Here is a 12979-nt window from a genome sequence, read left to right as displayed (position 1 = left end):
AAAATCTTACGCGGACACAAAATCCATGTGCGGGGGTTCAATCAAGGCCGCAATTAGGTCATTTCGCGGCATCGGGAAAGTGTGTTCCGACGCTAAGGTTGGCGAAGTGTAAAGAAAAACTGTATTCGTTTCAGCACGTTCGCGATTCATGCGCTTTACCATCACTGGCAAGGGTAAAATAAAAAACGCCCGCCAAAAAGGCGGGCGTCTGAATTGTACCAGCTGTACAGTCCGAACTTAGCGGCGGATGCCCAGCTTTTTGATCAGGTCCTGATAGCGTGCTTCTTCCTTACCCTTCAGGTAGTCCAGCAGCTTACGGCGCTGGGCGACCATTTTCAGCAGACCGCGACGACCGTGGTTGTCTTTCTTATGGGTCTTGAAGTGCTCGGTCAGGGTGGTGATGCGCGAGGTCAGGATGGCAACCTGAACTTCTGGCGAACCGGTGTCGCCGTCCTTGGTTGCGAATTCTTTCATAACGCGTGCTTTTTCAGCGGCAGTAATCGACATCGGGGTCTCCTTTAAAAGGTTAGAGTTGATGGCGCAGGCCGGGATGTCGTCCAGCACAGGCCCATGGAGAAAACCGCACCGATTCCGATGCGGATGCGCGCGTATAAGCGTATTTTTGACGAATGGCAAAAAGATTCTTCGGGCTCAGCCCAATGCAGTCAGCTGTGCCAGATCGATCTCAGAGATTAGCTGAATGTCGTCGGCGGTCATCCCTTCGGCCCCCAGCAGCTGCGCCACATCCTGCCCGTCGATCAGCACATGTGTGAGATTCTCGTTTTCAGCGTCAGTTTCGATCTGAATGTCGGGGTCTTCCTGACCATCCCATGATACAAACAGCTTGTCCTGACCGGGTTGGAAATCCATCACGGTCACCGCTTCATCCTCGGCTTCGGGGGTCAGGATAATCTCATCCGCGCCGTCGCCGCCGGTGACGATGTCGCCGCTATCGGCCAGAATCGTATCCTCGCCAGCGCCGCCGTTCAGGAAATCGACAGCGTCTACTTCTTCTTCGCCGTTCAATATGTCGTCGCCGTCGCCGCCAAAAAGAACATCCTCACCCGTGCCGCCGTCCAGTATGTCGTCGCCATACCCGCCGTGCAGTGCATCATCGCCTTCACCACCGTCCAACGTGTCATCGTCCTGCCCGCCATAGAGCGTATCTTCACCCTCGCTCCCTTCCAGCTGATCTGCGCCGGAATGACCATAAAGCATGTCATCGTCTTCACCCCCGGTCAGCAGGTCATCCTCATCCTCGCCATGCAGAATATCGTCGCCCGCGCCTCCTGACACGAAATCCGCCCCTTCACCGGCGAACAGCACGTCATTGCCGGAACCGCCGTCGATGGTGTCATCCCCACTATATCCATTGACTTGGTCGTCCCCGTCCTGACCGGTCAGCACATCCGCCTCTTCGGTTCCGGCAATGACCAGATCGCCTTCGAATTCGGACAGGATGGTTCCGGTCGATGGTTCCTGTTCTTCCGCGTTGTCTTGGGGCGTGGTCGGGTCTTCGTCGGTTTCGTCGATCTCAAGGTACTTGCCGTCAGAGACCTCGTCAGGCTGATCGTCAATGCTGTCTTCATCTTCGGGCGTGTTTTCGGGGACAAACGCGTCGCTCATGGCAAAGGCTGCGCCACCGACAGCGGCCAGACTTAGGAATCCGATCAGAAACATGGGAACCCTCCGTAAACGTACTGCCCCGAGGGTAAATGTCTCATGCGGTCAAGCACTTGGTCAAAGCCAAGCTGATCTCGTGGTTAACCTTTTGTCACCACGGTTCGGGTTGTTGAGTATAGGCGATATAGAGCGGGTGTTTCGGGTGTCCGCCCTTGGTCAGCCCCAGGTGAAACAGTGGTTGGCCGGTGCCGCGCAGCAAGGTTTCCACCGCTGGGCCGCGATCCAGATGCGCACCATGGGTGCCCCAGGCGGCAATGACCTGATCGGCCCATTCGACGCCGTCCAGAATCGCCGCGTCATTCGCAGGCCCCACTGGATCGGTGGCGGCGCGCATCTTGCGCGGATCTGTGTCGCGCCACGCAAAGATGTTGGTGACCTGAAACGCCCCGAACCCCAACGCCCGCGCCCGCCGTTCACAGCGTTCGACGGTGGGGTCGTTCTGCACCTCGGTCGCGGTTGAGGGGTTCAGCATCACGAACAGCGCCTTGCATCCCTCTGGGTCCCAGATGCGGGTCAGGCTATAGCGATACTTCTCGCAATCGGAATAAATGGCGGTCGAGGGCGCGTCGCCCTTGGTATGCGTTCGGGTGATCATGCCCTTCGCCTAACACGTGGCTCAGGCGACGAACACCCGGCTGGGGTGCAATTCGCCGGATTTATAGATGCCCACGGCCACAGCCTTGCCATCCAGCGAGGCCCATGCCTCGTCGCCGTATTCCACGTCCGAGGCCAGAACCATGCCCGGGTTGCCGTTGCGCAGGCGAGTGGCCCCTTCGGGGGTACATTTCAGTTCGGGCAGATCCGACAGACCGGTTTCCAGCGGATGCAGATACTCGTCCAACGCGGTTGTCTTGGCCATTTCGTCGATTTGTTCGATGCTCAAACCGTCCTCGGCCTCAAACGGGCCGGACCAGATGCGGCGGAGGACCTTGACGTGGCCGTGGCATCCCAGTGCCGCCCCCAGATCGCGGGCGATCGAGCGGACATAACCGCCTTTGCCACAGGTCATTTCCAGTACGACGTGATCTTCATCGGGGCGGTCGACGAGGATCAGTTCCTCAACCCATAGGGGGCGGGCGGTCAGCTCCACATCCTCGCCATCGCGGGCCAGCTTATAAGCGCGCTGCCCGTCGATTTTCACGGCCGAGAACTTGGGCGGAACCTGCATGATCTCACCCAAAAAAGGGGCCAGCGCCTGTTTGATATCCTCATCCGAGGGGCGCGCATCGCTTTGTGCAATCACTTCGCCCTCGGCATCGTCGGTATTGGTGGCCTGACCCAGACGCACGGTGAATGTGTAGGCTTTCAGCGCGTCGGTGATGTAGGGAACGGTCTTGGTCGCCTCCCCCAATGCCACGGCCAGAACACCGGTCGCTTCGGGGTCCAGCGTGCCTGCATGGCCCGCTTTTTTCGCGTCCATCGCCCAGCGTACCTTGTTGACCACTGCGGTCGAGGTCATGCCCGCAGGCTTGTCCACCACCAGCCAGCCGGAAATGTCGCGACCCTTGCGTTTACGTCCCATCTTGCACCTTGCCCTTTGCTGAGGCGCGCGACCTAACGGATCACCCGGGTCCTGTCAATTTCCCGGTGTGTCTTCGACCACACCCACCATTGGTCCCAGCGAAAAGCCAACGTCCGAGCGGTTGCTGGCCCGGTCGTACATGCGTGAGATATTGCCATCGAAGAACAGCGCATTCGGCGTTTCCAGCACGTCGCGGAAAAGGCTGCCGAATTCATGAAAAGTGACGTAGTCATCCGAGATTGCGAACACCGCCCGCGTGCCATCGGCGCTGGTGCCCACCCCGTTGCGCACATAGAGCGAGGTCGAGTCAGGCAGAAAGCGCGGATGCAGCTCTCCGTCGATCACCAGCATCGGGCCGGATTGGGTGGCAAACCGGCAGTCGGGGGCCTGTTCGACGAAATCCAGCGTCTCGAACACATCGGCACGACCGTCGCGGATGCAGAACACGCCGTTGGGCAGCAGGCCGAAATTGCCGGGGCCGGGATTCGGGATCACGCGCATGACCTCTTCGCCCTCTTCGACATAGTGGCCGACGGGCGAGCGGTCGTCGTGATACATACCGGCGTTCATCCCAAAGGCCAGACGCTTTCCACTGGGTTCAAGCGCCTCGTTCACCGATGAGAAATGCCCCAGCAGGTCGTCATTTTCGTCGTTCAGAAACAGGCGCAGGTCTTCATTGGCGGCGTCCACCTCGCAAACGGTATACCGCTTATTCCCGTGGGTCAGCTTTTCGCAGGTGACCGCGCCGGCCTGCGCGGCCCAGAAAACCGCGCCCAACGTGACCAGTGTGCGGATCACTCGTCCAGATCGCGGCGCACCGCGTCCTGATTGAACATGCGGCGGGTGTCGTCCAGACGATCGAAAGTATCATCCAGACGGAACCGCAGATCGGGCGAAAACTTAAGGTTGAGCTTTTTGCCGATCACGCGCCGCAACTCGCCCTTGTTGCGAGCGAGCAGTTCGATCACATCTTCCTGCCCTTTGCCTCCAAGGGGCAGCACATAGGCGGTGGCGATCTTCAGATCGGGCGAGGTGCGCACCTCACCTACAGTGATCGACATGCGGTTAAGGTCGGGGTCGTGGACATCTCCGCGCGCCAGAACCTCGGACAGGGTGCGTCGGATCAGTTCGCCGACGCGCAGCTGTCGTTGGGAGGGGCCGGGGCCATCGTGGAATTTGTTCTTTGCCATATCCCCGATCTAAGCGCAAAGCTGGGCTTTGCCAAGCGGGCGCGAACCGGGTAGGAGGCTTTGAGCCGACTTTAGAAAGGACCAGCGCAATGACCCATATTCCGGGGATCGTAATCACAGGGGCTTCGGGCCGTATGGGGCAGATGCTGATCAAGACCGTCACCGACAGCGATCAGGCGCGTTTGGTCGGTGTGGTCGAGCGTACAGGCCATGATTGGATCGGTCAGGACGTGGGCACGGCCATGGGCGGTCAAGCGCTGGGCGTCACCGTGACCGATGACCCGCTTGAGGCATTTGCGCAGGCGCAGGCGGTGATCGATTTCACAGCACCCGAAGCGACGCTGGAATTTGCCGCGCTGGCCGCGCAGGCGCGCTGCGTGCACGTGATCGGCACCACCGGCATGTCGGATGAGCAGATCGCAGCGCTGGAGCCAGCTTCGCGCCATGCCGTTATCGTGCGGGCCGGGAACATGAGCCTTGGGGTCAATTTGCTTGTGCAACTGACCAAGAAAGTTGCCGCCGCGCTGGATGAGGATTTCGACATCGAAGTGATTGAAGGGCACCATCACCACAAGGTCGATGCGCCCTCAGGCACTGCGCTGATGCTGGGTGAGGCCGCCGCCGAAGGGCGCGGTGTCAATCTGGCCGACGTGTCCGACCGGGGCCGCGACGGGATCACTGGGGCCCGTAAACGCGGAGACATCGGATTCCACGCCATTCGCGGTGGCGACATCGTCGGCGAGCATGACGTGCTGTTCGCCGCCCCCGGAGAACGCATCGTTCTGCGCCATCTGGCCACCGACCGCGCCATCTTTGCTCGCGGTGCCCTAAAGGCAGCGCTATGGGGGCAGGGCAAGGCCCCCGGCCAGTATGACATGGTGGATGTGCTGGGGCTGTAACCCCGATTAGCGGAATGCGGCCAGACCGGGCGGTTCTGCACCATCCTGTTCTGCCGTTGCAAAGAGCAGCCCCAATCGTTGATCCCATGTCGGGTACTGGCCGGTCCGGGCATAGGTCAGGCGCTCGGCCCCGATGGAAATGGCAAGTGGCGCGGCCTCACCTCCGATCACGATCTCGCCGATCTCGGTCCAGTTGGCGGACGGAGGATAGGCCGTGGGGGCGAGTTCATCCGTATCACCGACGCGGTAATAGACGCCCATCGTCACGATGTAGGCATCGCCAAACGGATCAGGAAAGAAAAAGCCCGAGGCATCGCGGGCGGCCAGGGCCTCAGCCTCATCGCGCAGCAGCACTTTTTCGGTAAAGGGTAGGGCCATCTCGTCCAGCACCGTGCGCATATCCTCGGACTGCGGCACGCTGACAAAGGCAATGCGGGCGGGGTCAAGATCGAAGGCTTCGGTCAGAATGCGCATCATCAGACGCGTCGTGGCTTGACCGTCTGCGTCTGAGGGATGGCAGCCGACCTCATGAAATAGTGGCAACACGTCCGCACGAGATTTCTCACTGACATCGGCAACCCGAGCCAACGGTTGAATGACAAAAGCGTTCGAGGGCAGCGCGGATTGGTCAAAATCGTGCCGCAGCCCCGCGTTATAGTCATCGTGCCCGGAAGCAATGGACAGTGGCGCCGCTTCGTTGAGCCCAAGCCCCGAGAATGTTTTTCTCAGATGATCGAGCGTCGTGCTGAATTCCTGTTCGAACGCCGCATTCTGGTCTTCCGCTGCTGTTGCCATGCGCGGCAACAAGGTTCCGACCGTTGCTGCGGTTCCCAGCTGGACAACTTTGCGCCTGTTCCATCCCATCGGATACCTCCCGTGCCTGTTGGACGTGGCATCAGAGTATCACAGATGTTTCGGCTAAGGGTTAAGGGTTTCTGAAGACGGGCTTCCTGAGGTGCAGTTACAGATCCTTCACCTTATCTTCACGCAGTGGGCAGGCCAGATAAACGCCGAATTCTTTGCCGATATCGGCGCTGACACGGGCGTGGACCCGGCCCTGGCGGTCGAGGAACCGTTGATTGTCTTCGACGGGGAAAATCCCCTCATGCCAGATGCCGGGGTGGATATAGAGGCCTCGCGAGCCGTCACACCAGAACGCGACCACCTTTTCGGGGGTCAAATTGTCCCCGGGCAGCGCAGCGGGAACGATGAAGGGCTTGTTGTCCAACGGCCAGAACATCTGTCCGCCGTCTGGGTGATAGTTCATATGCCACAGCAGCACTTGATCACGCGGCGCGGTTTTCTGGTCGGTCTGTGCCTGTTGCGGGTCGGCGGACCAGCCCAGAACATAGTGGCCTTTAACCGCCTCGTTCTCACCATACAGCACGTCGCCCTGCCAGTCGCATTTGAACGTGCCTTCAACCCAGCCACCTTCATCGCCGGTGCCCTCGTCGATGGGGCGCCAGCCCTGTTGGGGCCAGCGAGAGATTTCGATCTTGAAGCCGTCCGGGTCATCGACCAGACAGCCATAGCCCTTGACCGACGCGTCTGTGGCCCGGATCAGGGGCACCTCATGCCAGGGCAGGGACGGCTTTGAACTGGCCTCAAAGATATATTCGGGGGCGTTCATGCCGCCCCCAGATGTTTGTCGACCATGCGTTGCACCATCGGCGCGAAATGGATGAAATCGGGCGTTTCCATGTCTGCGCGCTTGCCCGCTTCGTCCAGATAGCGGACCTGAATGATCTCTTTCAAGTTCGGGTTCGCCTCGAATTCCGCGACTTCTTTGGCGTTCATTGGTCCGCCCTGCAGTTCCAGTGTATGGACCGAAGCCGTGGACAGACGGTTGAAATAGTCAGGCTTGGTGGCACAGAGATACCGTTTGGCCGCCACATGATAGCGGCAGCAATCGGTGATGACTGACGGGAAGAACTGTTCCAGAACTTCGGCCCCCGCATCCTCGTGGTGGCGATCCTCGGTATCGTCGGGGTGATAGGTGCCGAACTCGGATGTGAAATGGCCGATATCGTGCAGCAGCGCGCCAACGATGATTTCCTCGGACTGGCCGTTCTGTTCGGCAATTGTGGCACCTTGCAGCATGTGTTCTGCCATCGTGACCGGTTCACCCAGGTATTCCTCGCCACCACGACGGTCGAAGATATCCCCGATAAAGGCCACGATGTTGTCGCGGTTGAGGGTTGAGAAATCGGGTTTCATTCCGCTGCCTCCGGTTGCGCCATGTCCATCGCCGCGAGCGTCGACAGCAATCCATCCTTGTCGGCATAGCAGCCTTGTAGCCAACGCGATCCTGCGCCGGAATAGCCCAGCCGCGCGTGTAGGACGCGGGTGTTGTCGACGATGAAACTTTCACCCGGTTCCAGCTTGAACGACACGCCCATGGCCGGATCGTCGATGATCTCGCCAAGTTGGCGATAGGCAGCATAGTAGGCTTCCATCTGATCGAATGGCACGTCAACAAACGGGGCGGAAGACCGATTGTTGAAGCGGATGCCGACTAGCTCACCGTCCGGCGACAACTCGATCATTGGGCGGCGAGACCGCAGGCAGATGCCGTCCGAACCTTTGTATTCAAATCGCGCGGGATAGCCTGCCAGCAGGGCGAAGCCTTCGGGGTTCTGATCGCGCAGTTTTTCGGCGGCACGGAAACCATCGACTACAATGGAATCGCCACCTTCGGCGCTGTTTTCCAGACAATAGAGGATTTGCAGCGTCGGCACCGGGTCACGATAGGGGTTGTCGGTATGCGCCTGAAGACCAAGGCCAGTATAGGCTAGGTTGGTCGGGTTTACCTCGGTCCGAACCTCAAAATAGGGGCCATAGTTGGTTTCGCGGACGTAGCCGAACAGATCGGCCACCTTCAGCAGTGATTCCGGCTCAGTCGGGCCGCCGGTCAGCTTGGCAAAACCGAACTTAGCCACTGCAGCCAGCCAGCCGCGCTTGGCGGCGGGATTGGCGTGGACTTCACCCCAATCAGCACTTGGCGCTTCGATGCCGCGTTCCCACGTGGTGATGCCATGTGCGACACGGCCTGTTTCTAAGGACCGGGCGCAATCATAGACGTGATCGGCCAGCCAATCGGCGGGGAAGGTCACGGTCTTGTCTTCGGGCTGGAAAGTGACCGTTAGATCGCCATTGCTGATCTCGGCGGAGCTGACTGAAATATCGACGGGAATGTCGCTTATGGTGATCAGACGCTGACCGTTTCCGGGCGCACGTGTTTCCGGGTCCAGCGCGTTATCACGCAGCCAGATGGCGTGGAAACGGGCCTGCGTTCCGGTGTCAAATTCAACAGTCACAACCGAAGTATCGTGATTGGCAGTGCGCAGCATGGGGATCTCCTGTTCAGCGCGGGCTTTGATTGAGCAGATACGCCTCTTGTGGCATTAACACAATTAATCCTTCTTTCGGCTGAGGCTTGGAAAATCTTATGGCAAAGAAAAAAATCGGATTGCCACCGCTGGATTGGCTGCGCGTGTTCGAGGCCGCCGGTCGGTTGGGTGGTTTTTCCGCCGCCGCCCGAGAGTTTGGGCTGACACAGGCAGCCGTCAGTCAGCGGATCGGTAACCTGGAGGCTTGGCTGGGCCGGTCCCTGTTCGTGCGCGAGGCACGAGGTGTGTCACTGACGGTTGAAGGCGAAAGCTATCTGCCGCTGGTGCAAGAGAGTCTGCAGGCGTTGGAGCGCAACACCGAAGATTTGTTTGGCAAATCCCCGCAAGAGCTGCGCGTCGCGGGCCTGTCTTCGAACATCCACGCGCTGGTTCTGCCTGGGCTTGCCCGGTTTCAGGAAACGCGACCCAATGTGCGGGTGATGACCGACTCGGTGGCGCGCCGGTCGTCCTTGGATGAGGAGCGGACCTGGTTGCAAATCCGCTATGGGCGTGGGGCCTGGCCCGGTCGGGATGCGGCCCTGATCGCCCGCGAGGTTCTGGTGCCGATGGCCGCGCCCGGTGTAAAATGGGGGGTGCCGCTGATTGAGCTGCGTGGCGAGCGCCCGGCGTGGCGGGACTGGGCGCGTAAGACGGGGCATGGCGAGATGCCGCCTTCACAGATCAGTTTCGATTCGATGGAACATGCCATTTCGGCGGCCCGGCAGGGGATTGGGGTGGTGCTAGGCTCGGTGCCGCTGGCCAGTGCGGATTTGCTGGCCGGTCGGCTGTGTCGGCTGGATCTGCCCGATCTGCAGACCAAAGACGGCTATTGGCTGACTTGGCCCGAAGAGCGGGTCAAATCGAAAAAACAGCGTGCCCTGATTGCCGATTTTCTGCAGGCCCTTCAGGGCTGATCAATCAGAAATCGACGGCGATGCCCTTTTTTTCCCAATCGCCATAGCGGGCCGGATCAAGGCCGTCGCGCCCGCCCAGTTCCTTGGGCATCTCTTTTTCTTCTGCCTCGGCCTTGCTGCGGCGTTCTTCCGCCTCGGCCAGGGCGCGCAGGGCGGCGGGGGGCAGGTCTTTGTGGTCGTCATTCGTGGTGTCGGGCATGACATCGGGTTCCTTTCCGGGCACGGGCTTGATATACGCCCCCGTCCGCCTTTGGCAATGCGGACGAGAGTCACATCAAAGGCGGTTTCATGTCCGACAACGCAACAGCGGCGCGACGCAGCGCGATCTATCTGTTGGATCAGATATTGGGTGAGGGGCGGCTGTTGTCCGAATGCCTGGCCGCAGGCGCGCTGGATCGACTGGCCCCCGAGGATCGCGCGCGGGCGCAGCGTTTGACCTTGCAAACCCTGCGCGGTTTGGAACGAGCTGACCGTCTTCTGGACAATCACCTTAATAGGACGCCTGCTCTGACCGTCTATAACGCGCTGCGCCTGGGCGCGGTTGAGCTGTGCCAGGGTGAGGCCGCGCATGGTGTCGTGAACTCGATGGTCGAAATTGTGGGGCGGTCGCGCAAACATGGCCGGCTCAAGGGGTTGGTTAACGCTGTGCTGCGCAAGGTTGCCGCCGAAGGGCCGGAAGCCTGGCCCAAGATGCGGGTGCCGCGCCTGCCGGACTGGCTGCGCGAGCCGCTGATCATGGCCTGGGGCACTGATGCCGTTGCAGGCATGGAGCAGGCGCATTTCACTGGCGCACCGCTGGACCTCTCACTGAAACCGGGGGCCACGGGACCGGGTGAGGCACTGCCGACCGGGTCGATGCGTATGCAGGATGCGGGGCAGGTCTCAAACCTGCCGGGGTTTGATCGGGGCGACTGGTGGGTGCAGGACGCGGCGGCGGCTTTGCCGGTGCGTGTATTGGCACCAAAGCCCGGGGAATCCGTGCTGGATCTGTGTGCTGCACCCGGCGGCAAGACGCTGCAAATGGCGGCAGCCGGGGCCAAGGTGACGGCTCTGGATATTTCGGAGCCCCGACTGGAGCGAGTACGCGAGAACCTCAAACGCACTGGCTTACAAGCGCAAGTCATCGCTGGTGATGCGCTGGAGCATCAGGGCCAGTATGACGCGATTCTGTTGGACGCACCCTGTTCGGCCACCGGAACCATTCGGCGCCACCCGGACCTGCCCTTTGCCAAGGACGGCTCGGAATTCGGCGGGTTGATTGAATTGCAGGCGCAGATGCTGGCCCATGTCTGGACCCTGCTGAAACCCGGTGGACGGTTGGTCTATTGCACCTGTTCCCTGTTGCCTGACGAAGGCGAGGTGCAGATCGAAGAGGCGCTGGAACAATATCCTGACATGAGCATCGACCGCACCGCGCTGGACGTGACCGGGGTGGATCAAAGCTGGATCACCGAAGAAGGTGGCCTGCGTCTGCGGCCCGATTATTGGGCGGATCGCGGTGGCATGGACGGGTTCTATATCGCCTGCCTGAACAAATCAGCCTGATGGCACGCTTTTCGATGACTTGACGATCACACCGGTCTATCGTTGGGTCTCAGGCGCCAGCAGAGCGTGAGAGGCAGAGTAACGAGCGTCATGTCAAACTCAGATACCATGACAAACCGGTGGACGCGGTTTCAGAACCGTCTGTATGCGCGGCTCAGCCAGCGGCGCAAGGCCGCTGCTGGCTTCGTCACCGAGCCTGAACCGCGTACTGTAGGATCGTTTGCCCGGGGGCGGCAGCTGGTCGCTGGAAATCTGCTGTTTGCCGGGTATCTGGTCGAGGCACAGGATACCGGCCTGTGGGACGTGACCGCGCCCAGCACCGGCTTTGACAATGAGCGCCACGGTTTTGCCTGGCTGGATGATCTGGCCGCCGTCGGCGATATGCGGGCGCGGGAAAAGGCGCAGCGTTGGGTGTGGGGTTGGATCGACGCGCATGGCCGCGGGCAAGGGCCTGGCTGGGCACCCGATCTGACCGGCCGACGGGTGATGCGCTGGATCAACCACGCCGTCTTCCTTCTGCGTGGAATGGATGACAAGCAGAGCGCTGTGTTCTTTCGCGCGTTGGCGCAGCAAACCTGGTTCCTGTCCAAACGCTGGAAAGCGGCCACGCCAGGCCTGCCCCGGTTCGAGGCTCTGGCCGGTCTGGTTCAGGCCGGACTGGCGCTGAAAGGGTTGGAGCAGATGGCTGACCCGGCCCTGCGCGCCCTGGCAAAGGAATGCGAACGGCAGATCGACGCGCAGGGCGGTATTTCCACCCGCAACCCTGAAGAGTTGCTTGAGGTGTTTACCCTGCTGTCCTGGACCTCGGCCGCGCTGAGCGATCAGGGGCGGGGCACCCCCGGCGCGCAGGCCGATGCGATCAAACGCATGGCGCCGACGCTGCGCAGCCTGCGCCATTCAGACGGCGCATTGGCCCGCTTTCATGGCGGCGGGCGCGGGATCGAAGGGCGGCTGGATCAGGCGTTGGCTCAAAGCGGGGTTCGCCCGCAACACGCAACTGGGTTGGCGATGGGGTTTGCACGGCTTTACGCGGCCCGGACCAGCGTGATCGTCGATGCTAACGTGCCGCCCAAGGGGGCTGCATCTTATAATGCCCATGCCTCGACACTAGCGTTTGAGCTAACTTCGGGGCGGCGGCCACTGATTGTGAATTGCGGATCAGGCGAAAGTTTCGGAACGGAATGGCGGCGAGCCGGGCGCGCAACACCTTCGCATTCGACCCTGTGCCTGGATGGCTATTCTAGCGCGCGTTTGGCACCAGCGGGGAATGGAAGTGAACGAGAGGCTTTGGTCGATGCACCGCAAGACGTGCCGATTGATTTCGAAGAGGCATTCGAAGGCACCCGCTTTATGGTCGGGCATGACGGCTATACCAAAGTGTTCGGTCTGACCCATGCGCGTACATTCGAGCTGCGATTTGATGGGCGAGAACTGACGGGCGAGGATATTCTGCTGACTGCTACCGACAAGGCCAAGCGGCAGTTTGACCGGGCGCTGGACGCTTCGGGCCTGAACGGGATCGGGTTTGATATCCGGTTTCACCTGCATCCAGACGTGGATGCGGCCATTGATTTGGGTGGCGCGGCGGTGTCGATGGCGCTCAAAAGCGGTGAAATTTGGATTTTCCGCCATGATGGCGTTGGAAAATTATCTGTTCAACCAAGCGTTTACCTTGAAAAAGGCCGTTTAAAGCCACGCGCGACAAAACAGATCGTTCTATCCGGGCGCGCAATGGAGTATGCGACCCGCACCCGGTGGACGCTGAGCAAGGCACAGGATACAGCCTATGCCGTGCGCGATCTGCACCGGGACGAGCCCGAGTTTGACTGACGCCAAA

At 60.6% G+C, this 12979-nt stretch carries 15 protein-coding genes; 4 read left to right on the top strand and 11 right to left on the bottom strand.

All coding sequences use genetic code 11. The annotated features are described in order from the left end of the window. Window positions 1–237 precede the first annotated feature (237 nt). From rpsO to rbfA, 6 genes are all read right to left on the bottom strand, one after another. Complete coding sequence (gene rpsO / locus ACR0JB_RS09635; protein ID WP_008757925.1) at window positions 238–507, bottom strand: 30S ribosomal protein S15; 270 nt, start codon at window positions 505–507, stop codon at window positions 238–240. Window positions 508–651: 144 nt separating this feature from the next. Next, window positions 652–1680 (bottom strand): calcium-binding protein, encoded by a 1029-nt coding sequence (locus ACR0JB_RS09630; RefSeq protein WP_480789871.1) that lies wholly within the window; start codon window positions 1678–1680, stop codon window positions 652–654. A gap of 94 nt (window positions 1681–1774) precedes the next feature. Continuing rightward, window positions 1775–2278, bottom strand: coding sequence for a DUF1643 domain-containing protein (locus ACR0JB_RS09625; protein ID WP_170360724.1), 504 nt, complete (start codon window positions 2276–2278; stop codon window positions 1775–1777). A gap of 21 nt (window positions 2279–2299) precedes the next feature. After that, window positions 2300–3205: a tRNA pseudouridine(55) synthase TruB gene (gene truB / locus ACR0JB_RS09620; RefSeq protein WP_170396540.1), complete on the bottom strand. Its 906-nt coding sequence runs from the start codon at window positions 3203–3205 to the stop codon at window positions 2300–2302. A gap of 54 nt (window positions 3206–3259) precedes the next feature. Next, a complete protein-coding gene (locus tag ACR0JB_RS09615; protein WP_170396538.1) occupies window positions 3260–4003 on the bottom strand; it encodes a phosphodiester glycosidase family protein in 744 nt (247 codons plus the stop codon). Then, a complete protein-coding gene (rbfA, locus tag ACR0JB_RS09610; protein WP_170349805.1) occupies window positions 4000–4395 on the bottom strand; it encodes a 30S ribosome-binding factor RbfA in 396 nt (131 codons plus the stop codon). The genes ACR0JB_RS09615 and rbfA overlap by 4 nt, the downstream gene beginning before the upstream one ends. Before the next feature lie 89 nt (window positions 4396–4484). Here rbfA and dapB point away from each other — a divergent pair, with 89 nt between their 5' ends. After that, window positions 4485–5294: a 4-hydroxy-tetrahydrodipicolinate reductase gene (dapB, locus tag ACR0JB_RS09605; protein ID WP_170376179.1), complete on the top strand. Its 810-nt coding sequence runs from the start codon at window positions 4485–4487 to the stop codon at window positions 5292–5294. Window positions 5295–5300: 6 nt separating this feature from the next. On the opposite strand, the gene ACR0JB_RS09600 is transcribed toward dapB, so the two are convergent. The 4 genes from ACR0JB_RS09600 to tmpA all read right to left on the bottom strand — a co-directional run bounded on the left by ACR0JB_RS09600 (window position 5301) and on the right by tmpA (window position 8644). After that, window positions 5301–6158: a hypothetical protein gene (locus ACR0JB_RS09600; RefSeq protein WP_480789870.1), complete on the bottom strand. Its 858-nt coding sequence runs from the start codon at window positions 6156–6158 to the stop codon at window positions 5301–5303. A 97-nt stretch (window positions 6159–6255) separates the two neighbouring features. After that, window positions 6256–6924, bottom strand: a complete 669-nt coding sequence (locus tag ACR0JB_RS09595) for an ureidoglycolate lyase (protein ID WP_170396534.1) — start codon at window positions 6922–6924, stop codon at window positions 6256–6258. Further along, complete coding sequence (gene tmpB, locus ACR0JB_RS09590) at window positions 6921–7511, bottom strand: (R)-1-hydroxy-2-trimethylaminoethylphosphonate oxygenase (protein WP_170506192.1); 591 nt, start codon at window positions 7509–7511, stop codon at window positions 6921–6923. The genes ACR0JB_RS09595 and tmpB overlap by 4 nt, the downstream gene beginning before the upstream one ends. Then, window positions 7508–8644: a 2-trimethylaminoethylphosphonate dioxygenase gene (gene tmpA, locus ACR0JB_RS09585; RefSeq protein ID WP_170349810.1), complete on the bottom strand. Its 1137-nt coding sequence runs from the start codon at window positions 8642–8644 to the stop codon at window positions 7508–7510. Before tmpA ends, tmpB begins: the two co-directional genes overlap by 4 nt. A gap of 98 nt (window positions 8645–8742) precedes the next feature. Here tmpA and ACR0JB_RS09580 point away from each other — a divergent pair, with 98 nt between their 5' ends. Then, window positions 8743–9597 carry a LysR family transcriptional regulator gene (locus ACR0JB_RS09580; RefSeq protein ID WP_170396529.1) on the top strand — a complete coding sequence of 285 codons (855 nt, stop codon included), beginning with the start codon at window positions 8743–8745 and terminating at the stop codon, window positions 9595–9597. Between the two features lie 4 nt (window positions 9598–9601). Here ACR0JB_RS09580 and ACR0JB_RS09575 read toward each other — a convergent pair whose 3' ends face one another. After that, window positions 9602–9796: a DUF1674 domain-containing protein gene (locus ACR0JB_RS09575; protein WP_480789869.1), complete on the bottom strand. Its 195-nt coding sequence runs from the start codon at window positions 9794–9796 to the stop codon at window positions 9602–9604. An 89-nt stretch (window positions 9797–9885) separates the two neighbouring features. On the opposite strand from ACR0JB_RS09575, the gene ACR0JB_RS09570 reads away from it, so the two are divergent. After that, window positions 9886–11142 carry an RsmB/NOP family class I SAM-dependent RNA methyltransferase gene (locus ACR0JB_RS09570; protein WP_480789868.1) on the top strand — a complete coding sequence of 419 codons (1257 nt, stop codon included), beginning with the start codon at window positions 9886–9888 and terminating at the stop codon, window positions 11140–11142. Between the two features lie 90 nt (window positions 11143–11232). After that, entirely contained in the window at window positions 11233–12972 is a 1740-nt protein-coding gene (locus tag ACR0JB_RS09565) for a heparinase II/III family protein (RefSeq protein ID WP_170396523.1), read from the top strand. Window positions 12973–12979: the final 7 nt, after the last annotated feature.

This window comes from Ruegeria sp. BI7 (genome assembly GCF_056537925.1).
This window is presented reverse-complemented; position numbering and strand designations above follow the sequence as displayed.